The sequence below is a fragment of the Burkholderia perseverans genome (genome assembly GCF_022870505.1).
In the GTDB taxonomy this organism is placed as follows: Bacteria; Pseudomonadota; Gammaproteobacteria; order Burkholderiales; family Burkholderiaceae; genus Burkholderia; species Burkholderia plantarii.
In genome coordinates, this window is the sequence record NZ_CP045094.1 from 390,285 (window position 1) to 414,745 (window position 24,461).

Here is a 24,461-nt window from a genome sequence, read left to right on the forward strand (position 1 = left end):
GAGCGAGGAGAACACGATGATGAGGACGCTATTGAAGACGTTCCTGCTGATTGGTGCGACGTCGCTGGCGCTGCTGGGCGGCGCGGCGCGTGCCGACGAGGGTAATTTTCCGCTCGACCGGGCGCCCGATAACGCGGAAAATCTCGTTGCCCTGCAACATGGCGCGCAATTGTTTGTAAACTATTGCCTGAATTGCCATAGCGCGAACCTGATGCGCTACAACCGTCTGACGGATCTGGGGATATCCCAGAAGGAGATCGAGGCGAATCTCCTGTTCACGACGGACAAGGTCGGCAACCCGATGTCGGTGGCGATGCGGCCCGACGACGCCAAGCGCTGGTTCGGCGTGACGCCGCCCGACCTCTCGGTGGAAGCGCGCGCGCGCGGCCGCGACTGGCTCTATACGTATCTGCGAAGTTTCTACCGCGACGAGACGCGCCCGACGGGCTGGAACAACGCGGTGTTCGAGAACGTCAGCATGCCCCATGTGCTGTGGCAGTTGCAGGGGCAGCGTGTGCCGAAATACGAGGAAACGACGAACGAGGAGACGGGCGAGAAGGTGCGCAGGCTCGTCGGCTTCCAGACCGTCACGCAGGGGACGCTTTCGGCGGTGGATTATGATGCTGCCGTGGCCGACCTCGTCGCGTATCTGGGCTGGATGTCCGAGCCCGAGCAGCAGACCCGCAAGCGCGTGGGCGTCTGGGTGCTGCTGTTCCTCGGCATCCTGAGCTTTTTCGCCTGGCGGCTCAACGCCGCCTATTGGAAAGATATCAAGTAGACACGCCAAGACCGGCGTGGGGCCGTCGCAAGGAGCGACCTGCTGGCAGGTTGATCCGCGCGCCGGCCCTCGGCTTTTTTTAGGAAACGCTAATTATGATGGTTCTGTATTCCGGCACGACGTGCCCCTTCTCCCAGCGCTGCCGGCTGGTGCTGTTCGAAAAGGGCATGGACTTCGAGATTCGCGATGTGGACTTGTTCAACAAGCCCGAGGACATCGCCGTGATGAATCCGTATGGTCAGGTGCCGATTCTCGTCGAGCGTGATCTGATTCTGTACGAATCGAACATCATCAACGAGTACATCGACGAGCGCTTCCCGCACCCGCAGCTGATGCCGGCCGACCCGGTGCAGCGTGCGCGCGCGCGCCTGTTCCTGCTGAACTTCGAGAAGGAGCTGTTCGTTCACGTCAGCACGCTCGAGAACGAGAAGGGCAAGGCCGCCGAGAAGAACCACGAGAAGGCGCGCCTCGCGATTCGCGACCGGCTCACGCAGCTCGCGCCGATCTTCGTGAAGAACAAGTACATGCTCGGCGAGGAGTTCTCGATGCTCGACGTCGCGATCGCGCCGCTGCTGTGGCGCCTCGATCACTACGGCATCGAGCTGTCGAAGAACGCGGCACCGCTGATGAAGTATGCCGAGCGCATTTTCAGCCGCCCGGCCTACATCGAGGCGCTGACGCCGTCGGAAAAGGTGATGCGCCGTTAAACGGCCTGCGGCCATCGGTGCGCGCGCGGCGCAGCCTGCCGCGCGCGTGCCTGTACGAGGACAGTGATGCAAGAGACTTCCACGAAGCCGTATCTGCTGCGCGCGCTCTACGAGTGGTGTACGGACAACGGTTATACGCCGCACATCGCGGTGCGCGTCGACAACTCGACGCGCGTGCCGCGGCAGTACGTGCGCGACGGCGAGATCGTGTTGAACATCAGCTTCGAGGCGACCACCGCGCTGCAGATGGGCAACGACTGGATCGAATTCACGGCGCGCTTTTCGGGCAAGGCGCACAAGCTCGAGGTGCCGGTGGCGAACGTTCTCGCGATCTACGCGCGCGAGAACGGGCAGGGGATGGCGTTCCAGGTCGATCTGGCGGCCGATGAGCCGGGTGAGACGACGCTGGTGGAGGCGGACGAGGGTGACGGTGGTGCGGCGGGGGCTGGCGCTGGTGGTGCCTCGCGTTCGGCTGCCGATGGGGCTGCGGAGCCGTCGGAGGGCGCGGACGTGCCTTCGGGCTCGGCTTCGGCTTCGTCCTCATCCACGCCGTCGCCTTCACCCGACGACGACGGCGCGGCGGGAAAGAGCAACCGACCCCGCCTCAAGATCGTGAAATGAGGTAGAATCCGCGGCTACGCCGGCTTAGCTCATCTGGTAGAGCAGTTGATTTGTAATCATCAGGTGGCGGGTTCGAGTCCTGCAGCCGGCACCAAATAAATCAAGGGCTTAGCTTTGGCTAAGCCCTTGACGTTTCTGGTTCTCGTCAACGAACTGTCAACGGCATGTGTGGGTTGGAGGCATCTGCGGCCATTGCGCCGATGGTCGCGACCGGCAATTGCTGCCAAGCAAATAAACGTCTGGCGGTGATGTGTTGCCGCCGCGTAGCTCAAAAGAAGTCGCAGTTGACACCAACGATAAAAGCGGACATATAAGCTCTCTTATCAGCGCCCTCCCTCGGGTGCAGCAGGAGGAGCCCGATTGTGTCTTTCATCGCCATCTGACGGGGTAGGTGACTAGCCTCTGTGATGTAGAACTTCCGGCTGACAATTTCGTGCGCGCGTACTTCGCGATCGCAATCACCAACAAGGCCTGGCCATCATGCGAAATCCACCGGAGCGTTATCTACAGATCCTGCAGGAGTGTTTTGCAAGGGCGCCGCAGTGGCTCGGCGCCGGCAAAGACTGCGAAGCAGACTACGCGCGCGCACCGACTGCCCCTCTGACAACAAATCAGGATGGAAAGCACACAGCCTTTCAGCGTTGGTTTCACTTCAAGGAAGCGTTCTCTCCAGACTTCGTAAGCGCTGCCATTGATTCGCTTGGGTATCGTCCTCGCCATGTGATCGATCCATTTGGAGGTTCTGGCACGAGCGCAATCACCGCGCAACTATTGTCGATCGATGCAACGACAATTGAGGTCAATCCATTTCTAGCAGACGTAATTCAAGCAAAAGTAAGCACGCTTTCCGCGGATGCGCTGCGCTCGGCCGCAGCCGATTTCCAAGCGATGCTGCCTAGCACCCGTAGCAACATTTCTCGGCTGGGTCATTGGCCGCCAACGTTCGTCGAAGGGGAAGGCAAGAATCGTTGGATTTTCCCCCTGAATGTTGCTCGGCGATTGTCGCAATACCTCACCTGCATCGATGCCATTGAAGATGATGTTGTCCAGCGCTTCTTTCGAGTAGTGCTAGGTGCCGTGCTCGTGGACTGCAGTAACGTATACGTTAATGGGAAGGGCCGGCGCTATCGGTCCGGTTGGCAGGAAAACGAACCGACTCCGCGCCTATTGGACGAGATGTTTGCAAGTCAGTTCAACACATCGTTCGAAGACGTTCTTCGTTTCGAGCAGCGCCCTCGTTCTCGCGTCTCGGTTATCAATGGGGACTCGCGTGCGGCACTGCCTCAGATCAATGAGCCGGCGGACTTGATCGTCTTCTCCCCGCCGTACCCAAACTCCTTCGATTACACGGACATCTACAATGTCGAACTTTGGGTGCTTGGCTATCTTCGCAGTGCCACGGAGAATCAGAAACTGCGTAAGGAAACCCTCCGCTCCCATGTCCAGATTCGACGTCCTTATGAGCTTCCGCAGAGGCCGTCGCACAAGCTGAGTCAAACGCTGAAGGCGCTTCATTCGCATCAAGAGACTTTGTGGGACGGCAACATCCCGGCCATGGTTGGCGCCTACTTCCGAGATCTGGAGGCTGTGCTAGAGCAGTGCAAGCGCCTTCTTGCGCCGTCAGGAAAGGTCATTATGGTGGTGGGAGACTCCCGCTACGCGAGTGTGCGCATCGAGGTGGCGGCAATTCTTGCGGAACTCGCGTCGGAGATCGGTTTCGGTCACGTGTTGACTCGCGAAGTTCGTCAAATGCGGCTGAGTGCTCAGCAAGGTGGCCACTTCCAGCTTGCTGAGAGCGTGGTCGAACTCAGCCTTTGATCCGAATTAGGCGGGGGGGTCTTCGAGCGGGTACAGGTCCTCACGGTGCTCCTTGTGGGAAGCGGTGATCCAGTAGCGCTTGGCAATAACGTTGTATGTGATCGCCGGCGTTTGAATGGCATCGTCGATCTCTTTCTTATTGCCAGCGCAGAAGTCGTAAACGCATAGGAAAGCGCCATCCAGCTTTTCATGATCCCGGTAGGCCGCGGTCTGCTGGATGCCTGAGCATGCCCATGCGATGTTTTCCTTCAAGCTGATCTTGGTCAGTTTCTTCTTCTTTAAGGGGTCCGGCACTGCTGTTGGATCGTTAGCAGGCGTGTACGCGTCGCGGGTGGTCTTCAGTTCAAGGACAGCACTGTTGTGGCCCACATTGAAGGGTATTACCGTCAGATCGGCTCGACCGTTTCCGATGTTTGGCTCGGAGCGGATGCGTGCGACGTCCGAGTACTTTCCTAGCAAGAAGTGCCACAGGTCGTTTTGCACCGTGCTTTCTGGGCTCGAAACCGTGACCCGCTGTTTCGCATTTAGCCACCAGGTCGTGGTTTGCCGCGCGCACACCTCGTAGAATTGGTCGAGCGCCTGCGCGATGGCCGCTAGATCAACGACCACTGGAGCGTCATCTAGCTCGTGCTGATACGGCGCGGACAGATCGTCAATGCCGCGCGGCCAAATAACTAGTTTTGAAACGCTCGTTAACGCGACGGTGAGCGCAGAACCGAGGCCCGCATTCTGAATTTCTTCCACGACTTCGGTTGTGCCAGTGAATCGCTTCGGATGCACGCAGCCACCGATGTCTCCAGTGCCGGCGGCCAAAATACCAGCGAGCTTATCCGTTGGCGACGAACCAAGCATTGGGTTACGTTTCCAGCCCATGCTGGTCGCAAACGGACCGCTATCGTCGATATGCACCATGACGATCGGCCCATGCAGTTCTTGTTTGCTGGCTCGTAGGTGGCGAGCATGTGCGATCAGAGTCCTTGTCCAACCGTCCAAGAACGCCTCCTTGCTCCCCGCCTCAGCCACAGAAATGACTGACGCCCCTTTTTCGATCACTGCGTCTAATGCTGCCTGAAGAGCTCCGCCAAATTGGCTCTTGGTCGACTTATTCATGTCAGTGCCATCGCTTTGTCAAGGTAGTCGCAGTAAAGGCGTACGCCGTCACGCTCAGCATCGGGTCGGAGAGCCCGTAGCCGATCGATCAGGTGATGCGCTACCTCGATATTCTTGTTCTCGTCTGTCCACTCAGCGAAATCGACGACTTCTCCATCTATCACCGTGGCATTGCCATAATTGGCGTCGATGGGGCCGATGTCAGCTCTATTAGCGAGAAAGCGGCCGAAGCATGCGGAAACGAGTTCCCGAAACAATCTCGCTGTGCGTTTGGCCTCGGCGTGATTTAGTAAGTTGGAGTAGATCTGCCGACCAGTGGCACCTAATGAGTAATGCGCCGTCAGACGATTTTTTGATCCGAAGTCAACTCGCTCGATCGACAGCACGCCCGCAAAGGCGAGCCTGTCAATTTCACGCTGTACATCCGGAAAGAACGGAAACGGACCATGCTTCAAGACACGTCCGCGGACACGGGTTACGTCGAACAAGTCGGCCAACGTGTTGGCTAGGTACAGGACGACATGTAGCTGAGGCGTTGCCATCGGCGTAAGCCCCATGCGAGATGCTTCCGCGATGCACAGCAGCACCCATGCCTTCCACATGCCGGCATTCTCTAATCGTGCCTCATGCGTTGGCGTGCTCATGCGTTCGTTCCGACGTAGCGTTCCGGATAGATGGCATGGTCTCGTTCGTCCTCGTAGGCTTGCCGGAACCGATCGAGCGCCCTGGTGGGGGCTGCGATCGTTAGGAGATCGAGGACATGCGCGGCTCGCTGCTCCATGGGGATCGCAGCTGGCGTCTCTTGTGGCGCCTCGTCGGTTACTTGACCATAAAATCGTTGGTCGGGGTAAGCTCCAAACAAAGCTGGAATCATCTGCTCGCGATTGACGTTGGACGACGCAATCAGTCTAGTCGCAGCAGCATTCCCCGGACGCGACGCAAATCGTCTCAGCAGATCGGCAGCCCGCGGTACAAAGACGGAATCCAAGCTTGCTTCAGGCGTTTCTAGTATGAGCATTGTGGGTGCGTCCGGCGCGGCCAGTTCCAGCAGTGCCATGCGAAACGCGAGGTCGATAAATTCCTTTTGTGATTCGGAGACTGATTGCCCAAACTCCCTAACGGTCGCTGTGTCGCGATGGACACCGGATGTCAGCGCAGGCACGAAATGTGGAAACGGGAAACTCTCCGTAGCACTGCGCTGTCCAATACGGCTCTGCCTTGGCGTGTATTTGATTTCACACTGCTCCGCCAAAAAGCCGCGTATATACTTAGCGAACACTGTTTCGATCTGTGTTGAGACCGCTTGCACCTCGCGGTCGATAGCATGTGCCAACTCCCGGAATTGCTCGGTTAGCTCGATTCTTTCTACGTCGATCTGATTCAGTGTAGCTTCGAACGTCGCTAGCCGTCCTTCCAGTTCAGTACGACGTTCTATCGCCTCTGGCATTGTCTGGCCAAACGCTTGTAGTTGCTGTTCCAGTGATGTCACCGCTGCTGTGGCGGCTACCAGCTTCGCCGCAGTTTCTGAATAGGCATTTTCTGCATCCTTCAGCGGGGACTGCATTGCGTCCAAATCACGCTCAGCCTTAGAAATTAAAGCTCGCTGTTGTTCTATGTATTCGCTGGCGTGCGGATCGTGCTCTGTCTGTATCCCGTCATCGATAGGGCTTTCGCACACCGGACAGGTATTCATGTAGAGCTTCGTGTTCACGTGTGCGACGGCGTCAGCGTCCTGATTGCCACAGACTAAGCACCCTGCGCCAGCCTCAAAGTGGGCGAGCAAGTATCGTCCGGCGTCATTTACGCTTGGGAAGAACGTTTCGTAAAATGTGTTGAGTCGATACGCTAGGTCGGCGCGCTTCTCGTGTACTTCCTGTCGTCGGTTCTCTATTTGCTGGCGCAACGAGTCGCGCTCGCGCGAGACATCGTTTTTCTGCTTTGCAAGGTCGGTCAGCTCACTCCGTCGCGCTTCCAGCGTCTTTATGAGTAAGTCGATTTGTCCACCTTCGATGCTGCTGACTTGCCTAGCGATATCCTTTCTACGCTTGTTTACGACGGCATACACGTTTCGGTATTCGCTGTCCTTGCTTACAAGCTCGTTGAACAGCTCGACATATTCTTTGCGGTCGGCACCTTTCTCTCCAAAAAGGATGCCTAGAATATCGCCCTGTGCTGCAGCATCCCAGACCAGACTGCGGCGATCCTCAAGGTAAAAGACAACATAACGTAGAAGGAACACGAAATCATCGAACGACGTAAGCCCCGTCGCCGCGACTACATGTTCGCGAAATGTTGCTTCTAGCTCTGCTGGCCGTGCTGCGGGAAGCGATTGTTGATCGACCGAGAGTTCAAGGATGTCTAGGTTGGCAAGCGAGCGCGTCACCTCGAAGTATTGAGCTCCCAAATGGAACCACACGGTAACTCGTGCATCGACGGCGTCGTCAGGCACTCTGCGGCGAAACCATAGCCGATCTGAGGGCACCAGGCGGCGTTTCTTGTCTCCCAGTTGATCGTCTCCCGGGATGTCTGACGCACCGGTCAACGAGCGGAGAAGGATATTGAGCAGAGTAGTCTTGCCTAGGCCGTTGATGCCGACAATGACGTTTACGCCTGGTCTGAAGGTGTGGTCCAGGCCGGGTGAATCTGGGGTGCCAACATACAACGCGTAATTGCTTACGCGCACGCGCTCCAGAACTGGAAGATTGATCATTCGAGCTCCTGCAACAGTTGACGCCTAGACGACGTGGCGCTTATGGGCGAGTGCTCGAAGTTGGATGACTGCGTCCAAGCGTGAGCGCAAATGCGCCGAGCCTGGACATGCTTTCTGGATGCTGACATTTTTCCCCGGGGCGGTGTGGCGATTGTTATCCGCTTCGATTCGACGATACTTTACTGCAAAAACTGGAAGTCTTGGTCCAGCGCCGCCTCAGCCGCCTTGGGTTTTACCATCGATGCGCGTTGGTTATGCGTGATGGATTTGGGCACGGTCGTGGCATCCTCGATACGACTAATGTTGGGCGCTACCTTCGAAGAGCTGGAGGTCGGTGATCTGTTGCGTACCCATCGCGCGTTGCTTTTGATTATCGACGTAGCGTCGAGGTCAGCTCCGCGAAGCAAAATCAGTGACATCAATTCGCTGTGAGTTTGGTTGATGGCGCATTCGCGAGACGCTCCCTATTCCGGAGGGTCGCTAAGGGGTTGTGCTGCCGTGCTTCTTGCAAATGATCGGGGGCTAGGTGGGCGTAACGCATCGTCATTTGTAGGCTTGAATGCCCGAGGATGCGTTGCAGCGTTAAGATGTTCCCGCCGTTCATCATAAAATGGCTCGCGAATGTATGACGTAGAACATGCGTAAGCTGCCCTTCAGGCAAGTCAATTTGCGCATCTTCAATTGCCATTCGGAAGGCTCCGGCGGAATTTTCGAAAAAGCGATCGCCGATAGCTTTCGGCTTTGAGGCGTGGAACGCTAATATTTCGTCGGCTAACGTACCGTCGAGGGGCACTGAGCGATTTTTATCAGTCTTTGTTTGCGTGTAGTGCACTGCGTTTCCCCGCAGTTGTTGCAAGCGAAGACTTTCGGCTTCGCTCCAGCGAGCTCCAGTTGCCAAGCACAGCTTAGTAATCAGGAGGGCATCTTTTCTTTTCCTCCGACCGAGGGCGTCCAGCAATACCTCGATCTGTTCCAATGTTAGAAAGGATAACTCTCGCTCTGCGATCCGAAATTGACGGAGGCGTGCTAGCGGATTTGCTCCGGGCCAATGACCGAGACGCGCGAGCTCGTTGAAGACGGCTCTCAAATAGGCGTGCTCGCGATTGACCGTGTTGGCAGTTACACCCTCCGCGATCCTCGATGCCCTATAAGACGCGAAGTCTTCAGCACTGAATGCTGTCGCCAGCGGGTTGCCTAGCGCTACGCAAATACGTTTGAGCGTCGGGTACGTGCGCGTGTGCCGCAATTGCATTCCGTGATGAAGATTCCATAGTTCGATGAGTTCCGACAGACGCCGCGAGTCTTTCGGTGCGGGGACCCACTCGGGTGCTTGAACAACCTTCGCCGTGAGCCATGCTTCGTATGCTTTCGCTTCGGCTTGCGTCTTGAGCGTTTTGCGGTAGCGCTTTCCTCCGCGGCCCCCAGGCTGGATGTCGACGAGCCAGCCGGCCTTAGAGCCGCTAACGCAACCTAGACATGATGCAGCAGACGTCGTATCGTCTGCTGCATGGCAAGACGCAAAATCAGCAACGAGTTGTGGGTGGCTCTGGAACCTCTGATTCCGGAGTTCACTCCCTCGCCCAAGGGCGGACGACGACGCACGGTCGATGATCGAGCCGCGCTCAGCGGCATCCTGTATGTGCTGCAAACTGGCATTCCGTGGGAAGACCTGCCGCAGGAACTGGGTTTCGGCAGTGGCATGACGTGCTGGCGACGTCTGCGAGATTGGCAAGCGCAAGGCGTATGGCATCGGCTTCATCTGGCGATGCTGCGTCGGTTGCGTGAACACGACCAGATCGATTGGGAGCGCGCGAGCCTCGATGGAGCGAGCGTCTCCAGCCCCCGGGGGGCCAGGAAACCGGCCCCAACCCGACGGACCGAGGCAAGCTCGGATCGAAACGATACATCGTCGTAGATGCACGCGGCATCCCGCTGGCTATCACGATTACGGGAGCCAACCGGCACGATTCGATGGCATTCGAACCCACGCTTGATGCCATTCCTGCGGTACCGGGCCTGAACGGCCAGCCGCGCAAGCGTCCGAGCAAACTGCACGCTGACAAAGGGTATGACTTCGTGCGTTGCCGGCGTTATCTGAGACAGCGCGGCATCAAGGCCCGTATCGCCCGCCGCGGTATCGAAAGCAGCGAACGGCTGGGGCGGCATCGTTGGGTCGTCGAGCGCACGCACGCTTGGTTCGCCGGATTTGGAAAGCTCCGGATTCGCTTCGAGCGCCGTCTCGATATTCATGCCGCTTTGCTCTTCCTGGCTGCCGCCGTTATCTGCTCGAGATTCGTGGATGACTTGTGTTAGCGACACTAAATGGGTCTGACTGGGGCGATAGATGCAGCGGGATTGGTACCGATGGAACGTGCTGATTGGATCTGGCTGTTTATGCGTCACCGCTGAAATGTTCCGCAAATGCGCGCCTCAGTTGCTTTGCTGTAACCAGATTTTGCGACCAAAAACAGGCTTCAAGAAACCAGTTCCACTTGGAAAGCCAGGCCAGCAAGGAGTACCAACCGTGGGAGAATCTTTGGCCGTGAAACTTCGCGTGGAAGGCCATGCCACGAAAGTTGACTCTGAATTCGTGCTTCTCGCCTTCCAAGAGGTCGAGGTTCCACCATTTCCCCCACCGAAACACGTCGCTCTTACGGAGCCCCATCGCCGCTTCGAGGTTGTCGATAGGGTGCCCGTAGTCCGCCGTTTTGCGCGGTAGCGGAATTGGTTCGCCGTCGGCGTCGACCAACTCTTTCACTTCGGCGCGCACGGTGTTGTATGGAACATAGACCATATTGCCCCGCACCTCGACATGTCGAAGCGGAATGCTTGGAACGGCCACGACCGTCGGCGTCTCGCCGATGTCGTAAAGGATCACCACCGATTGATAGCACAGCGTTTCGAGCGATGCTGTCACGCACACGGTGACCCGCCGAAACGACCGTCCCTCCTTCGCCTTGATCCACAGCGTGCATGCCTGTTGTTCCTTTCCAAGAAACACCTTTCTCCAGTTCACGCTGTAGTCAAAGTAATCGCCGAGTTCGTCTCGCCATAGGCCCTTGAAATCCCGGAGGGACCGATGCTGCGTGGACACCTCGTAGGCAGCATAAAAGAGGAGTTGGGTGACGAGCTCGAACGGCTTTTTCAGCAAGCTCCAGATCGCCGACACGGTGCTCTTCACTGCAATCGATGTTACGCTGATTGTTGGTTCCATTCGTCTTCTTCGTGGTGTCCGATGCCTTGCGCGACGCGTGTCAGCTGCGCGTCAACCGACTGTCAACGCAATAGTTAGCGGACGGGGGCATGAAGTGGCCTGTGTGGGGCTCCTCGCCCGTGTAGTAAGCGATAGTGGCGTATAGTGCCAGTTCGATAGGCATTTGTAATCATCAGGTGGCGGGTTCGAGTCCTGCAGCCGGCACCAAATGCTTCTCCGAAATCGTCCGAAAACCCCGCTAGAATCCTTGATTCTGCGGGGTTTTTTGTTGTACGGCGTCCTTTGGGGGCCGAAGAAATCCAACTAGGTCTGAAAGGCTTGCGGGTATGTTCGTTGGTATCAACGAAATGAATCTTTCAGACCTCGCGATTCGCAACGCAAGCCTCAACAAGCCTTACGTGCTGACGGACGGCAACGGCATGTTCCTGTGCTCCAGTCGAACGGCTGGAAGTATTGGCGGCTCGCTTACCGCTATCCGGGAAAGCAGAAAACCTTGGCCTTGGGCGTCTACCCCGAGGTTCGCCTCGCCCTTGCCCGTCAGCGGCGAGCGGAGGCACGCGAGTAATTGGCAAAGGGATCGGATTCGGGCGAGGCGGAGAAGGCGGATAGGCGAGCTGCCCGTTTAGCGGCTGATAATTCATTCGAAGTTGTGGCGGGCTTGGTTAGAGGAGCGTCGACCGTACGTCGAGCCTTGGCAGCACGAGAGGACGTTGGTGCGGCTGAAGAGCGGTGTGTTTTCTTGGCTCGACAAGCGTCCGATTGCGGAAATTGACGCTCCCGAGATCCTGGCGGTGCTGAAACGAATCGATACCCGCCGGACGGGCGCGTTCGGATTTCTGCGCCGCTGCTCATGACGCCCGACATCATCCGCGCGTATGCCATCACCCGGCTGGGCTGGATCAGGCGAGAGCAACGCAAACTACTTTCGCAGGAACGGGAGACGGCACGTGAATATCTGGACCGGGAGAGCCACTATGTGTGGGGAAAGCGTTACCTGTTGCGAATTGTGGAATCCGATTCGGCACCGGCCGTGCGGCTGAACCATTCGACGCTCGAACTCAGCATACGCCCCGGCGGTGACGCGAGCCGCCGCCGTGAAGCGCTTGACGCTTGGTACCGGGACCAGGTTCGTGCAGTCGTGCCGGCGTTGCTGAAAAAGTGGGAGCCGCTTCTGGGCGTGAAAGCCCACCGTGTCCTCGTGCAGCACATGAAAACGCAGTGGGGAAGCTGCAACCCGGTATTGGGCAACGTCCGCCTGAATACGGACTTGGCTCGCAAGCCAACAGAGTGCTTGGAATACATCCTCGTGCATGAGTTGCTGCACCTGATCGAGCCGACGCACAACGCTCGGTTCCAGTCGTTGATGGACCGTTTCATGCCGCAGTGGCGGCAACTGAGAGATGAACTGAACCGCTTGCCGGTACGGCATGAAAATTGGGCGTATTAGCGCGTGACTATGGCAGTCGCGACCCGTTGCAGGGATGGTCTGCCCAGGGAATGCTAGACGCTGCTGGCCTACGATTGGACTGCCCACAGGACACTAGACAGTGGACCCGCGACCGACTGCAGCCGCCTCGAAGCGCATCCTCCGCCTCCCGTTTTCATCCCCCAAACCACACCAATGTGACAAAAATGGTAAATCCCGGCCTAGGGATAAACCCGTATTCTCTCCGCAACTTTCAGACAGCATGCGGAGGCGCCTTGCAATCGTCCGTTTTTCCGCGCCAGCCCTGCAATCTGGCCGTTTCCTCGGGACCATGCCGCTGCCACGGAACCGTTCCCAATTCCCGTCGCCCACCCCCACCCCCGCCCCGCAAACCTTTTCGCACCGATCCCGGGCGCCTCGACCCCCACCCCGCGCCATCCTATTTCACATTCGATTTTTCCCGAAGCTGTTAAATTCCGGTCTCCGTCGATCCGTCCGTGTACCGCGCGCCGTCCGCCGCCGTGCCGAGTATCCGCACCTGCCATGTCCGCCATCACCGTTGCTCTGGCTACCACCGCGCTGTTCGGGCTCGTGATGCTCGTGCTGCTCGGCTCGCTGGTTCGCACCGGCGTGGCCGGCGTGCGCGAGTGGTTCGCGGCGAACCTGCTGCTGTCGTTGTCGCTCGCGCTGCTGCTCGCGCGCGGCCGGATTCCCGACGTCTTCACGGTGGTGCTGGGCAACGGCATGTTCGTGCTGTCGGGCGTCACGCTCTATGCCGGCTACGCGCGCTTCCTCGACCTGCCGCCGCGCTGGCCCTGGCTCGGGCTGCTCACGGGCCTGACGCTGCCGGCCCTCGTCTACTGGCATTACGTGGCCGACAGCATCCCGATGCGCGTGGGCATCACCACGCTCTACACGGCGATCGTCTGCTTCGCGATCGCGGCGATCGTGATCCGGCGCTATCGCTCGGGCCAGTCGCGCTATCCCTACGTCGCCACCGCGGGCTTCGCCACGCTGTTCGCGATCAGCCAGGTGCTGCGCGGCGCCTATTTCGTCATGCTGCCGGGCCCGGCGGGCGCGCAGGTCTACCTGACGACGTTCAACATCAGCCTGCTCTGCGTGGGCGCGGCGATCATGCCGGTGATGTCGATGTGCGCGATCATGATGGTCCACGATTCGATGCAGCTGGCCGCGCGCCGCGTGATCGACCACGACTTCCTCACGCGCGCGCTGTCGCGGCAGCGTTTCGAGGTGGTGGCGCGTGCCCGCGTGCGCGACGCGGAGCGCGACGGCACGCCGCTGTCGCTGCTGCTGATCGACCTCGATCACTTCAAGTCGATCAACGACACCTACGGCCACGCGGGCGGTGACAGCGTGCTGCGCGAGTTCGCCGAACTGATGCTGCAGAAGCTGCGCGGCGGCGACGCGCTGGGCCGCCTCGGCGGCGAGGAGTTCGCGATCCTGCTGCCGCGCACGACGCTCTCGGACGCGCTGCGCATCGCCGACCGCCTGCGCGACGAGGTCAACCGGCACACGGTGGAAACCGCGGCGGGACCCTGCTCGTACAGCACCAGCGGCGGCCTCGCGAGCCGCATGCCGGGCGAAACCTTCGAACAGCTGTCGGCGCGCGCGGACCGCGCGCTCTACGACGCGAAGATCTCGGGCCGCAACCGCGTCTGCGCGCACGCGGGCCTCTCGCAATCGGCGATCGCACAGTTCGAGTCGGCCTGAAATATAGGGGAAGCCGCCGCGCAGGACGCACGGCGAACGCAGCAGGGCGGGCAGTACACGCGCATGAATGAAGCGCGCGGCCGGCCCAGCAAGAGAAGAAGAGAAGCGACACCAGCACGGCGGCGCAAGGCCGCCGCCGCCGGTACAAAAACATCGGGCAGCCATCCAGACAGAGCCCGGCAGCCGCCCCGAACTCAACCCGTCAAACCACCCCCAATCACCCTCAAGGCAGCGAAATCGTCAAATTCGCCGATTCCGGCCCGACCTTGATGATCTGCGAATACGGCGCGAGCGCCTTCAGCGTGTGGTCGCGCAGGTACGCATTGAGCCCGATGAACGCGAGCAGCCCCACCAGCGCGAACACGGCGCCGATCGCCCACAGCGGCACCTCGCGCTTCAGGCGGTGCGCGATCTGGTCGGGCAGCGCCCAGTGCGGCGCGAACGGCGCGCGCTTGCCCTTCATCTGCGCGATCTCGTCGCCGATCCGCGCGGTCAGGTAGGCGAGCTTCTCGGGCCCTTCGAGCAGGTACTTGCCCTGGAAGCCGAGCAGCAGGCACATGTGGAACACCTCGAGCGACTGCAGGCGCGCGGCGCCGCGCGCGCGGCATTCCTCGAGGTACTGGAAGAACTTCTCGCCGGCCAGCTGTTCGCCGAACAGCACGAGCTGCAGCGGCCGGCGCTCCCATTCGGCACGCACATTGAATTGCGACGACAGCACGGCCTCGTCGATCGCGGCACAGAACGCGAACTTGGCGGCGTACACGTCGTCGGCGCCGGCGTTGAGCTTCTTCGCGCCGCGCTCGAAATCGGCGAGGAACTCCTGGATCCGCGTGCGGAATTCGTTGGCCTCGCCGGGCTCGCGGCCGTTCTTCAGCAGGAACATCATGAAGAAGCCGTCGTACAGCAGGTCGAGCAGCGAACGCGCCTGGAAGCTGGCGTCGGTCGACGAGGCCGAATGCGGGGCGGGAGGCGGCGTGTTGCCGCCGAACAGGGAGGGCGCGTAGCTCATGATGTGACGGCGATCAGTTCGAATTTGAGGTCGTTGATGCCCGACGGTGCGTAGATCATCGCGGACTGCGACTGCAGCATGCGCTCATAGAGCGGGCTGCGCGCGTCGAGCGCGAAGTAGCAGGCGCCGGGGCGCACGGGGATCGCGGGCGGCACCTGCGGCGTGTACGACAGCCGCACGCCCGGCATCGCGGACAGCACCAGCTTGTCGACGTCGTCGGGCGCGCCGACCTTGAAGCGCGCGGGCACGGCGTCCACCAGCTCCACCGACGCCATGTCGGCGGACACGGCGAGGTAGAACTCGGTCTTGTCGTCGATCTTGCCGGAGTCGAGCCGGCCGATATGGAACGACGGCCGCACTTCCTCGAGCGTGATCGCGAAGTAGCGCGTCGAGATCACGGTCTCGAGCAACTCGCGCAGCATGGTGTCGAGGCGCGCGAACGGCGGGCCGGGATCGTCGTGGCGATAGGCGGGCAGGTCGGCGAGCGCGTAGGACTTCGAGAACGTCATCAGCTGGCCGGCCAGCCGCAGCAGCTCCTGGAACAGCCGCTCGGGATGCAGCGCGGCATGCTGGTACAGGTGCGCGAGCGAGGCGAACGCGGCGTTCGCGGTGTGCAGCAGCCAGAACGAGGCGATGTCGCCGGAGCGGAACTCGATGATGTTCTTGGTCGGCTCGCGGTGGAAGCCGTACAGCGCGTTGACCTTGGCCTGCAGCGCGTCGATCAACTGGCGCAGCCGCTGCATCAGGATGCCGGAAGCCTCGATGGCGAGGCACGGCGGCACGAACGTGTCGTCGAACTCGAAGCCGGAGGTGGCGGTGCGGCGCACGCGCACGAGCGGGATCGCGAGCAGTTGGTCGCGCGGCTCGCTGTGCGCGATCAGCTTCACGTTGGTGCGCAGGAACGTGATGTCGGCCTCGGCCGCGTCGGTGAACTGGTCGGCGATCGGGTTGTTCTCGCTCGTGAAGCGGCTCGCGAAGCCGCCCTCGGCGTCTTCCACGTAGTTCGAACCGGCTTCGCGCAGCGGATGCAGCGCGAGGTAGAACGTGAATTCGTTGATGCCCTCGGGCAGCGTGTCGAGCGCGACGGGCGGCGGCAGGTCGTCGGCCTGCGGCGCGGAGTACAGCGCGCCGTCGGGGAAGATCAGCGACAGTTCGGAGAGCCGCAGCACGTTGCTGCTGATCGCGTCGCGGTCCAGCTTCACCGAGCGCACGCCCCAGTTGTACGGCTGGATCGCCTGCACGGACTCGAACAGGCGCGCCTCGTGATAGGCGTCCTGACGTTGAAAGTGCTGAGGCCGCAGAAACAGGCCTTCACCCCATAGCACCTTGGCCGAATAACTCATCTCAAACCCTGAATGTGATTACGTGGCGGCCGTGGTTAATCGCGCGCCGCGTCACGTAAATGTCAAACCTGTCTAATTGACTTTGAATCGTCATCGAGTCCGTCAGCCACCGCAGCTTACCGACGACAGCATATTGAGCTGCTGTACCGGCATGCCCTGTTGCGGCGCGATGACGTTACCGCCGGTCACCGTCATCGCGCAGTTGTGCAGGCCGATGATTATGCCGGATTTCTCCGATTTCGCCGGATCGAATGCCAGTTTCCAGCGTTGCAGCGCGGGGGCGCGAAACAGCGCGACGATGCCGAACGCCTGCGCCTCGCGCGAGACCTTTTCGGTGGCGTTGTAGCGCTGCCCCGGAATCAGCGTCACCTCGCGCACGCTGAGCAGGTCGGCGCCGAGCGCGGCCTTCTCCTTGGCCGGATCGGTGAACGCGTCGAACGGCGCCTGCTGGAACGAGGTCGGATCCTTCAACGTATAGAGCCTGACTACTAACGCGAGCGGCTTGTTGTCGTTGGCGGCGTTCAGGTTCGGCGCGGCGTAGAGGGTCACGCCCAGATTGCGCGGCGGCTTCTGCGCGTCAGGCACCTCGGGCTTGCCGATGCCGACCATCTGCAGCGCGGCGCTGCTTGCCGAGCCGAGCAGCGGCACCGCCGCCGCGCAGCCTGCCAGAAGCGCGCAGGCCGCGAGCGGCAGCGCGAAGCGGGAGAGAAACGGAGTCATCGTGGATCGAGGGCGACGCGAGTCGGTTCCTGTCAGAAATGCCTGGATAGCGTGTGTGGTTGTGTTGCGGGTCCGTCCAGCACCCCGGTAACGGCTGCCCGCAACTCGCATCAATCGTTCGGAAATTTTTTCTTCAATTCAGTCGCATTTACGAAAACCCAAGTAAATGTTTCTCATCAAATTACTATCCACTTTGCTGAAGGGATTGCGTTCAGCCATATCCGGCGGGCCTCAGCGAGGATTTAAATCGGCACTCGCGTCGCAGTCATTGAATTATGAAAAATTGATCGGTACTATACCCGCGCACTAGCATCAAAGCAAAACTACTGAAACTCAACGATTTAAAACTCCGCGCCCGGTGATAAAACGATGAAAGACCGACTGTTCGCAAAACTTTCCGCAGTAGTGATGGCATGTGGCGTGATCGCCGGCTGTGCAACGCAGCCGCCGGCTCCGCCGACGCCCGACGCGTTCAACAAGTCGCTCGACGACGCGGACGCGGTCGCGAAGGCGGGAGACCAGGACAAGGCGATCGGCCTCTACCAGCAGCTCGCGAAGTCCGACCCGACGCGCGAGGAACCGTGGGCGCGCATCGCCCAGATCCAGTTCCAGCAGGGCCATTACGGCCAGGCGATCGTCGCGGCGCAGGAAGCGCTGCAGCGCGACAACACCGACCGCCAGTCGAAGAGCGTGCTGGCCGTGGCGGGCCTGCGCATCGCCACCGAATCGCTGAGCGAGCTGCGCCAGGATTCGTCGCTGGCCGGCGACGCGAAGTCCGACGCGCTGGTGCTCGCCAAGCAGCTGCGCGACACGCTCGGCGAGGACGCGCTGTTCCCGCCCGAGCAGCAGGCCGACAAGCCGCAGCCGAAGCGCCGCAAGGTCTACCGCAAGCGCGTCACGCACGAGGCGACGAACGCCGCCGCGCCGGCCGCCGCGGCACCGGCCGCCGAACCCGCCAAGCCGGCCGCGCCGGCAGCGGCGCCGGCCAAGGGCGGCGCCGACCCGTTCAGCGCGCTGCGCTGAGCACCCCGCACGTCCACCACCACACGTTATCGGGAGAGCCGTCATGGCGAAAAAAGAAAGTATCCAGAAACGCCTGCAAAAGGTGCGGCCGCCCCGCGTGCAGCTGACCTACGAGGTCGAGCGCGGCGACGCGATCGAGGTGAAGGAGCTGCCGTTCGTGGTCGGCGTGGTCGGCGACCTGGCCGGGCAGTCCGAGGTCGAGATGCCGAAGCTGCGCGATCGCAAGTTCGTCAACATCGATCGCGACAACTTCGATGACGTGATGAAGGCGATCGAGCCGCGCGCGGCCTTCCAGGTCGAGAACAAGCTCAGCGAGGACGGCGGCAAGTTCGCCGTGGACCTGAAGTTCCGCTCGCTCGACGATTTCGATCCGGACCAGGTGGTCAACCAGATCGATCCGCTGCGCCGCCTGATCGAGGCGCGCTCGAAGCTGGCCGACCTGCGCAACAAGCTGGCCGGCAACGACAAGCTCGAGGATCTGCTGAGCGAGGTGCTCAGCAACACGCAGCAGCTCGAGGCGCTCGCGAAGCAGTCGGGTGAAGCGGACGGCAAGCCGGACGACGGCAAGCACAGCGGCGAATGAGCCACGGGGGTGAGATGAACCAGCAAACGGCTGCGGCCCAGCAGTCCGGCGCCCTCGAGGGCGCCGACACATCGCTTCTCGACGAGATCGTCGAGAAGAGCAAGGTCGCCAAATCGCAATCCGAGCACGCGCGTGCGAAGGACCTGATCGGCGAACTCGTGCATCAGGTGCTCGACGGCACCGTGATCGTCTCGGACAACCTGTCGGCCACCATCGACGCGCGCGTGGCCGAACTCGACCGGCTGATCTCGGCGCAGATGAGCGCGGTGATGCACGCGGCCGAATTCCAGCGCCTCGAAAGCACCTGGCGCGGCCTCGACTATCTGGTCTCGGAGAGCAACACCGGCTCGACCATCAAGATCAAGGCGATGCACGCGCCCAAGCGCGAGCTGGTGCGCGACTTCAAGGCCGCCACCGAGTTCGACCAGAGCGCGCTGTTCAAGAAGGTCTACGAAGAAGAGTTCGGCACCTTCGGCGGCGCGCCGTTCGGCGCGCTGATCGGCGACTACGAGATCTCGCGCCAGCCCGAGGACATGTACTTCATCGAGCAGATGTCGCACGTGGCCGCGGCCGCGCACGCGCCGTTCATCGCCTCGGCCGCGCCCGAGCTGATCGGCCTCGAGTCGTTCGCCGACCTCGGCAAGCCGCGCGACCTCGGCAAGGTGTTCGACACGGTCGAATACGCGAAGTGGAAGTCGTTCCGCGACGCGGAGGATTCGCGCTACGTCGGCCTCACGCTGCCGCGCTTCCTCGGCCGCCTGCCGTTCCATCCGAAGGACGGCCAGATTGCCGAGAGCTTCAATTTCGTCGAGGACGTCGACGGCACCGATCATTCGAAATATCTATGGTGCAACGCCGCCTGGGCGTTCGCGGCGCGCCTGACCGCCGCGTTCGACGACTTCGGCTGGTGCGCGGCGATCCGCGGCGTGGAAGGCGGCGGCCTGGTCGAGGACCTGCCCACCCATACCTTCAAGACCGACGACGGCGAGATCGCGCTGAAGTGCCCGACCGAGATCGCGATCACCGACCGCCGCGAGAAGGAGCTGAGCGACCTCGGCTTCATCCCGCTGGTCCACTGCAAGAACTCCGACTACGCCGCCTTCTTCGCCGCCCAGTCGGTGCAGAAGCCCAAGAAATACAACACCGACAGCGCGAACGCGAACGCAGTGCTGTCCGCTCAGCTCCAGTACATCTTCTCGGTATCGCGCATCGCGCACTACCTGAAGGCGATGATGCGGGACAAGATCGGCAGCTTCGCTTCCGCGCAAAACGTGGAATCTTTCCTGAATCGCTGGATCTCCCAGTACGTGCTGCTGGACGACAACGCGACCCAGGAACAGAAGGCGCAGTTTCCGCTGCGCGAAGCTTCGGTCCAGGTGGCCGAGATTCCGGGCAAGCCGGGCTCGTATCGTTCGGTCGCGTTCCTGCGTCCGCACTTCCAGCTCGACGAACTCTCGATCTCGCTGCGCCTGGTCGCGGATCTGCCCAAGTCGGCAAATTCATGAGCGTTTGAGTCGAAGTCGCCCGGGCGGGCCGCCCGGGCAGAAATGGGAAAACCACCTCTTTGGGGAGTCGATGCGTCATGTTAGATATCTATCTCAATTTCGGTAATCCGGCCATCAAGGGCGAGTCGCAGGACAAGGACCACTCGGGCTGGATCGAACTCAAGTCGTGGGACTGGTCGGTCACGCAGCCGCGTTCGGCCACCTCGTCCACCTCGGGCGGCCACACCGCCGAGCGCTGCGAACACAGCGACATGGTGTTCACGAAGGAGCTCGACATGGCGAGCCCGCTGCTGTACCAGCACGCCTCGGGCGGCACGACGTTCGACGAAGTGTCGATCGACTTCATGCGTTCGGACGGCGAAGGCAAGCGCGTCAAGTACCTCGAGATCAAGCTCAAGTACGTGATCATCTCGAGCGTCACGCCGAGCGTGCAGAAGGAAGGCCTGCCGGTCGAGCAGTTCTCGCTGAAGTACGCCGCGGTGCAGTGGAAGCAGACCAAGCAGAACATCGGCGGCAACCAGGGCGGCAACACGCAGGGCGCCTGGAGCCTCACGAAGAACGACAAGACCTACGCGGTCTAAGCGCGTCGTGACACCCACCGGGCGGGGCATGCGCTGCCCCGCCCGGCGTCTTGCTTCACCGCTGCCCGCCGTTCCATGAAACGTTTCGAGCCGAGTTTCCTCGACAAGCTGTTCGACGACGAACCGCATCTGCCGGCCTCGCCCGCGATGCGGCAATTGTCGCTGGACGAGCTGAAGAACACCGTCGCCCGTGACGTCGAATCGATCCTGAACACGCGCATCGCGCTGACGGACGACGACCTCACGGCGCTGCCGCAGTGCCAGCAGTCGGTGCTGACCTACGGCCTCAACGACTTCGCGGGCCTGAGCCTCGCGAGTCACTACGACCGCGCGTTCATCTGCAAGTCGATCCAGCAGGCGATCGACCGGCACGAGCCGCGCTTGCGCCAGGTGGCGGTATCGTTCGAACTCAACGAGCAATCGACCAACTCGTTGAACTTCGCGATCCGGGCGCTGCTGGTCGTGCATCCGGCGCAGGAGCCCGTCAGCTTCGACGCGATGCTGCAGCCGTCCACCTTGCAGTACTCGGTGACGCGCGGCCGCGCCGCCAAGACATAAATTCAATCGTTTCGCCGCGCGCCTCGCGCGGCGCGACGGCGACCAGGCCCGGCCGCCGATGGTGGACGGGCGCCAGGCTTCTCGGGGATCAGGATGGAAGAGCTGCTGCCGTACTACGAGCGCGAACTGTCGTTTCTGCGGCGCTACTCGCACGAGTTCGCGCGGCGCTATCCGAAGATCGCGGCGCGGCTCGCGATGACGGGCGAGCATTGCGACGACCCGCACGTCGAGCGCATGATCGAATCGTTCGCGCTGCTCGGCGCGCGCATCAACAAGAAGCTCGACGACGACTACCCGGAGTTCACCGAGGCGCTCGTCGACGTGCTCTATCCGCACTACCTGCGGCCGTTCCCGTCCTGCACCATCGCGCAGTTCGCGCCCACCTCGGCGGTCTCGCAGCTGACCGCGCCGCATCGCGTGGCGCGCGGCACCGAGCTGAAGAGCCGTGCGATCCGCGGCGTGCAGTGCCAGTTCCGCACCGCCTACGACGTGACGATCGCGCCGATCCGCATCAGCGAAGCGCGCTATTCCTCGATCGCCGCCGCGCCGGCCGCCACCGTGCTGCCCGGCAACGCCACCGGCGTGATCTCGATCACCTTCGAATCGCTCGCGCCGCAGTTCGATCTCGGCGCGCTGAAGCTCGACGCGCTGCGCGCGCATCTGCACGGCGAGCAGTCGTTCGTCGCCGCGCTGGCCGACTGCCTGTTCATCAACACGCTGGCCACCTACGTCGAGCCCGAGCGCAACGGCCGCTGGACCGCGCTGCGCCGCTCGCCCGTCACGCAGGCCGGCTTCGAGGAGCGGGACGCGCTGATCGACTACCCGGCGCGCTCGCATCCGGCCTACCGGCTGCTGACCGAATACTTCGCGTTTCCCGACAAGTTCGATTTCGTCGATTTCGACCTGGCCGCGATGGTGCGCCGCGCGGGGCCGTGCCACCGCCTGACGCTGCACATCGTGCTCAGCGACGTGCGCAGCGATTCGCACGTGGCGCGGCTGCTCGACATGCTCGGCGCCACGCACCTGCGCCTGTTCTGCACGCCGGTGGTGAACCTGTTCAAGCAGAACGGCGAGCCGATCCGCGTCGATCACCAGAGCGTGGCGTACCCGGTGATCGCCGAGGCGCGCCGCGCGTTCGCCTACGAGGTCTATTCGATCGACTCGGTGCATCTGGTGCGCCAGACCGCGCACGAGGAGGCGGTGGTGGAGTTCCGGCCGTTCTACTCGCTGCACCACGGCGAGGCCGGCCACGTCGGCCACTACTGGTTCGCGCGCCGCAACGAGTGGGTCGCGCAGCACAGCCCCGGCTACGAGACCGAGCTGTCGATCGTCGACATCGATTTCGAGCCGTCGGCGCCGCAGACCGACACGCTGAGCCTGCGCCTGACCTGCACCAACCGCGACCTGCCGGCCGGGCTCGCCACCGGCCTCGCGGGCGGCGACCTGTTCGCCGACGGCGGCGCCGATTTCGGCGACATCACGATGCTGCGCCGGCCCACCGCGAGCGTGCGCTTCGCGCGCGGGCGCGCCGCGCACTGGCGGCTGATCTCGCACCTCGCGCTGAACCACGTCTCGCTGGTGGCCGACGGCCTCGCGCCGCTCAAGGAACTGCTCACGCTCTACGACCTGCGCCGCTCGGCGGTCTCGACGCGCCACATCGACGGGCTGGTCGCGGTCGAGCAGCGCGGCGCCGTGCAGTGGCTGCCCGGCAAGCCGTTCGCGACCTTCGTGCGCGGCATCGAGATCCGCCTCACGATCGACGAGGAACACTTCGTCGGCACCAGCCTGGCCGCGTTCGCGCGCATGCTCGACGCGTTCTTCGGGCTGTACGTCCACCTCAACAGCTTTGTGCAACTGATCGTCGTGTCCAAGCGCACCGGCGAGGAGATCATGCGATGCAAACCGCGAAGCGGCGAATCGATCCTGGCGTAGTCGGGCAGTTCCTCGACGAGCCGTATCGCTTCGAGTTCTTCCAGGCGGTGCGCTTGCTCGAAACCTGGTTCGCGCGGCGCGACCCGGAGAAGCCCGATGCGCTGCGGCCCGGCGAGATCGTCGAGCGGCGCGTGGCGTTCCGCAACTCGATCTCGCTCGGCTTCCCGCCGAGCGAGATCGAGGAAGCGCAGTCGTTCGACGCGGCCGGCGAGCGCGTGACCGAGGAGGCGCGCGCGGCCGCGATCGGCAGCGAGGCGATCGACCGCGTGTCGATCATGCCGGCGTTCTTCGGGCTGCTGGGCGGGCAGGGCGCGCTGCCGCACCACTACACCGAGCAGGTGGTGGCGCGCGAGCACCTGAAGCGCGATCACGCCGCGCGCGCGTTCTTCGACGTGTTCTCGAACCGCGCCACCGCGCTGTTCTATTCGGCGTGGAAGAAGTACCGGCTGCCGCTGCACTACGAACTCGACCGCGACGAGCGCTACCTGCCGCTGCTGCTCGCGCTGGCCGGCGTGTCGCATCGCGGCGCGCGGCGCGCGATGCAGGAAGGCACGGGCGCCGTGATCGACGAGGCGATCGCCGGCTACGCGCTCGCCGCGCGGCACCGGCCGGTGTCGGCCGCCTATCTGCAGCGCACGCTGTCCGACTACTTCAAGGTGGCGATCCGCGTCGAGCAGTTCGTCGGCAAGTGGTACGACGTGCCGCCCGACCAGCTGAGCGTGCTCGGCGAGATCAACGCCACGCTCGGCGCCACCGCGCTGGTGGGCGAGCGCGTCTGGCAGCGCGACATGCGCGCGAGGCTGGTGGTCGGCCCGCTGTCGAAGCGCGACTACGAGGCGTTCCTGCCCGGCGGCGACCGCGCGGTCGCGCTGGAGCGGATGCTGACGCTGCTGGCCGGCGTCACGCTCGAATACGAGGTCCGGCTGGTGCTCAAGCGCGCCGAGGTCGGCCCGACCATCCTCAACACCGGCGGGCGGCTCGGCTGGGACGCGTTCCTCTGCACGCAGGAGGCGCGGCACGACCGCGCCGACGCGCGCTACGAGCTGCACGTGATCCACTGAGCGCCGCGCCCGAGCAGGCCAAGCCCCCGAA

At 62.1% G+C, this 24,461-nt stretch carries 25 protein-coding genes and 1 tRNA gene; 18 read left to right on the plus strand and 8 right to left on the minus strand.

Features of this window, described 5'->3' with window-relative positions; translation table 11 throughout:
• The first annotated feature begins 19 nt into the window (after positions 1-19).
• From BpN12_RS16320 to BpN12_RS16340, 5 genes are all read left to right on the plus strand, one after another.
• A complete protein-coding gene (locus BpN12_RS16320; protein ID WP_246797927.1) occupies positions 20-778 on the plus strand; it encodes a cytochrome c1 in 759 nt (252 codons plus the stop codon).
• Between the two features lie 95 nt (positions 779-873).
• Positions 874-1,485 (plus strand): glutathione S-transferase N-terminal domain-containing protein, encoded by a 612-nt coding sequence (locus BpN12_RS16325; protein ID WP_012734444.1) that lies wholly within the window; start codon positions 874-876, stop codon positions 1,483-1,485.
• Positions 1,486-1,551: 66 nt separating this feature from the next.
• The gene (locus BpN12_RS16330; RefSeq protein WP_246796554.1) at positions 1,552-2,106 is read left to right on the plus strand and encodes a ClpXP protease specificity-enhancing factor; all 555 of its coding nucleotides are present in this window, start codon (positions 1,552-1,554) and stop codon (positions 2,104-2,106) included.
• A gap of 18 nt (positions 2,107-2,124) precedes the next feature.
• Positions 2,125-2,200: transfer RNA gene (locus BpN12_RS16335), tRNA-Thr, on the plus strand.
• 386 nt (positions 2,201-2,586) lie between these two features.
• Positions 2,587-3,924: an SAM-dependent methyltransferase gene (locus BpN12_RS16340; RefSeq protein ID WP_059472247.1), complete on the plus strand. Its 1,338-nt coding sequence runs from the start codon at positions 2,587-2,589 to the stop codon at positions 3,922-3,924.
• Between the two features lie 6 nt (positions 3,925-3,930).
• On the opposite strand, the gene BpN12_RS16345 is transcribed toward BpN12_RS16340, so the two are convergent.
• Genes BpN12_RS16345 through BpN12_RS16355 form a run of 3 tightly spaced genes read right to left on the minus strand, consistent with a single transcriptional unit; the run spans position 3,931 to position 7,744 of the window.
• Positions 3,931-5,034, minus strand: coding sequence for a hypothetical protein (locus BpN12_RS16345; protein WP_246796555.1), 1,104 nt, complete (start codon positions 5,032-5,034; stop codon positions 3,931-3,933).
• The gene (locus tag BpN12_RS16350; protein WP_146123369.1) at positions 5,031-5,678 is read right to left on the minus strand and encodes a hypothetical protein; all 648 of its coding nucleotides are present in this window, start codon (positions 5,676-5,678) and stop codon (positions 5,031-5,033) included. Before BpN12_RS16350 ends, BpN12_RS16345 begins: the two co-directional genes overlap by 4 nt.
• Positions 5,675-7,744 carry an AAA family ATPase gene (locus BpN12_RS16355; RefSeq protein WP_059472250.1) on the minus strand — a complete coding sequence of 690 codons (2,070 nt, stop codon included), beginning with the start codon at positions 7,742-7,744 and terminating at the stop codon, positions 5,675-5,677. Before BpN12_RS16355 ends, BpN12_RS16350 begins: the two co-directional genes overlap by 4 nt.
• Positions 7,745-7,834: 90 nt before the next feature.
• Here BpN12_RS16355 and BpN12_RS16360 point away from each other — a divergent pair, with 90 nt between their 5' ends.
• Positions 7,835-8,176, plus strand: a complete 342-nt coding sequence (locus tag BpN12_RS16360; RefSeq protein ID WP_156438235.1) for a hypothetical protein — start codon at positions 7,835-7,837, stop codon at positions 8,174-8,176.
• Here BpN12_RS16360 and BpN12_RS16365 read toward each other — a convergent pair.
• Positions 8,163-8,996, minus strand: coding sequence for a phage integrase (locus BpN12_RS16365; RefSeq protein WP_246796556.1), 834 nt, complete (start codon positions 8,994-8,996; stop codon positions 8,163-8,165). The two genes, BpN12_RS16360 and BpN12_RS16365, sit on opposite strands and share 14 nt — an antisense overlap.
• A gap of 255 nt (positions 8,997-9,251) precedes the next feature.
• Here BpN12_RS16365 and BpN12_RS16370 point away from each other — a divergent pair.
• Positions 9,252-10,057 (plus strand): IS5 family transposase gene (locus tag BpN12_RS16370; protein WP_246796557.1). Its coding sequence is split into 2 segments (ribosomal slippage): positions 9,252-9,582 and positions 9,582-10,057, totalling 807 coding nucleotides; the frame shifts between segments, so codons are not numbered across the junction.
• A 79-nt stretch (positions 10,058-10,136) separates the two neighbouring features.
• Here the strand turns inward: BpN12_RS16370 and BpN12_RS16375 are convergent.
• The gene (locus BpN12_RS16375; RefSeq protein WP_246796558.1) at positions 10,137-10,958 is read right to left on the minus strand and encodes a hypothetical protein; all 822 of its coding nucleotides are present in this window, start codon (positions 10,956-10,958) and stop codon (positions 10,137-10,139) included.
• 427 nt (positions 10,959-11,385) lie between these two features.
• On the opposite strand from BpN12_RS16375, the gene BpN12_RS33400 reads away from it, so the two are divergent.
• The 4 genes from BpN12_RS33400 (at position 11,386) to BpN12_RS16390 (ending at position 14,115) form a co-directional block, all read left to right on the plus strand.
• On the plus strand, positions 11,386-11,523 hold the full coding sequence (locus BpN12_RS33400; RefSeq protein ID WP_342346212.1) for an Arm DNA-binding domain-containing protein: 138 nt from the start codon (positions 11,386-11,388) through the stop codon (positions 11,521-11,523).
• A 145-nt stretch (positions 11,524-11,668) separates the two neighbouring features.
• The gene (locus BpN12_RS16380) at positions 11,669-11,812 is read left to right on the plus strand and encodes a phage integrase central domain-containing protein (RefSeq protein ID WP_246796559.1); all 144 of its coding nucleotides are present in this window, start codon (positions 11,669-11,671) and stop codon (positions 11,810-11,812) included.
• Entirely contained in the window at positions 11,809-12,405 is a 597-nt protein-coding gene (locus tag BpN12_RS16385; RefSeq protein WP_246796560.1) for a M48 family metallopeptidase, read from the plus strand. Before BpN12_RS16380 ends, BpN12_RS16385 begins: the two co-directional genes overlap by 4 nt.
• 522 nt (positions 12,406-12,927) lie before the next feature.
• Positions 12,928-14,115 carry a GGDEF domain-containing protein gene (locus BpN12_RS16390; RefSeq protein WP_246796561.1) on the plus strand — a complete coding sequence of 396 codons (1,188 nt, stop codon included), beginning with the start codon at positions 12,928-12,930 and terminating at the stop codon, positions 14,113-14,115.
• Positions 14,116-14,338: 223 nt separating this feature from the next.
• On the opposite strand, the gene icmH is transcribed toward BpN12_RS16390, so the two are convergent.
• From icmH to tssJ, 3 genes are all read right to left on the minus strand, one after another.
• The gene (icmH, locus tag BpN12_RS16395; protein WP_246796562.1) at positions 14,339-15,124 is read right to left on the minus strand and encodes a type IVB secretion system protein IcmH/DotU; all 786 of its coding nucleotides are present in this window, start codon (positions 15,122-15,124) and stop codon (positions 14,339-14,341) included.
• Positions 15,121-16,467 carry a type VI secretion system baseplate subunit TssK gene (gene tssK, locus BpN12_RS16400; protein ID WP_246796563.1) on the minus strand — a complete coding sequence of 449 codons (1,347 nt, stop codon included), beginning with the start codon at positions 16,465-16,467 and terminating at the stop codon, positions 15,121-15,123. The genes icmH and tssK overlap by 4 nt, the downstream gene beginning before the upstream one ends.
• Before the next feature lie 102 nt (positions 16,468-16,569).
• On the minus strand, positions 16,570-17,187 hold the full coding sequence (tssJ, locus tag BpN12_RS16405; RefSeq protein WP_246796564.1) for a type VI secretion system lipoprotein TssJ: 618 nt from the start codon (positions 17,185-17,187) through the stop codon (positions 16,570-16,572).
• Positions 17,188-17,556: 369 nt separating this feature from the next.
• On the opposite strand from tssJ, the gene BpN12_RS16410 reads away from it, so the two are divergent.
• From BpN12_RS16410 to tssG, 7 genes are all read left to right on the plus strand, one after another.
• Positions 17,557-18,210: a tetratricopeptide repeat protein gene (locus BpN12_RS16410; protein WP_246796565.1), complete on the plus strand. Its 654-nt coding sequence runs from the start codon at positions 17,557-17,559 to the stop codon at positions 18,208-18,210.
• Between the two features lie 43 nt (positions 18,211-18,253).
• Positions 18,254-18,793, plus strand: coding sequence for a type VI secretion system contractile sheath small subunit (tssB, locus tag BpN12_RS16415; protein ID WP_246796566.1), 540 nt, complete (start codon positions 18,254-18,256; stop codon positions 18,791-18,793).
• A gap of 14 nt (positions 18,794-18,807) precedes the next feature.
• On the plus strand, positions 18,808-20,298 hold the full coding sequence (gene tssC / locus BpN12_RS16420; RefSeq protein WP_246796567.1) for a type VI secretion system contractile sheath large subunit: 1,491 nt from the start codon (positions 18,808-18,810) through the stop codon (positions 20,296-20,298).
• Positions 20,299-20,375: 77 nt separating this feature from the next.
• Positions 20,376-20,879, plus strand: a complete 504-nt coding sequence (locus BpN12_RS16425; protein ID WP_246796568.1) for an Hcp family type VI secretion system effector — start codon at positions 20,376-20,378, stop codon at positions 20,877-20,879.
• Between the two features lie 75 nt (positions 20,880-20,954).
• Positions 20,955-21,437, plus strand: a complete 483-nt coding sequence (gene tssE, locus BpN12_RS16430; protein ID WP_055137947.1) for a type VI secretion system baseplate subunit TssE — start codon at positions 20,955-20,957, stop codon at positions 21,435-21,437.
• Between the two features lie 93 nt (positions 21,438-21,530).
• Positions 21,531-23,369, plus strand: a complete 1,839-nt coding sequence (gene tssF / locus BpN12_RS16435; protein ID WP_246796569.1) for a type VI secretion system baseplate subunit TssF — start codon at positions 21,531-21,533, stop codon at positions 23,367-23,369.
• Positions 23,333-24,430: a type VI secretion system baseplate subunit TssG gene (gene tssG, locus BpN12_RS16440; protein ID WP_246796570.1), complete on the plus strand. Its 1,098-nt coding sequence runs from the start codon at positions 23,333-23,335 to the stop codon at positions 24,428-24,430. Before tssF ends, tssG begins: the two co-directional genes overlap by 37 nt.
• Positions 24,431-24,461: the final 31 nt, after the last annotated feature.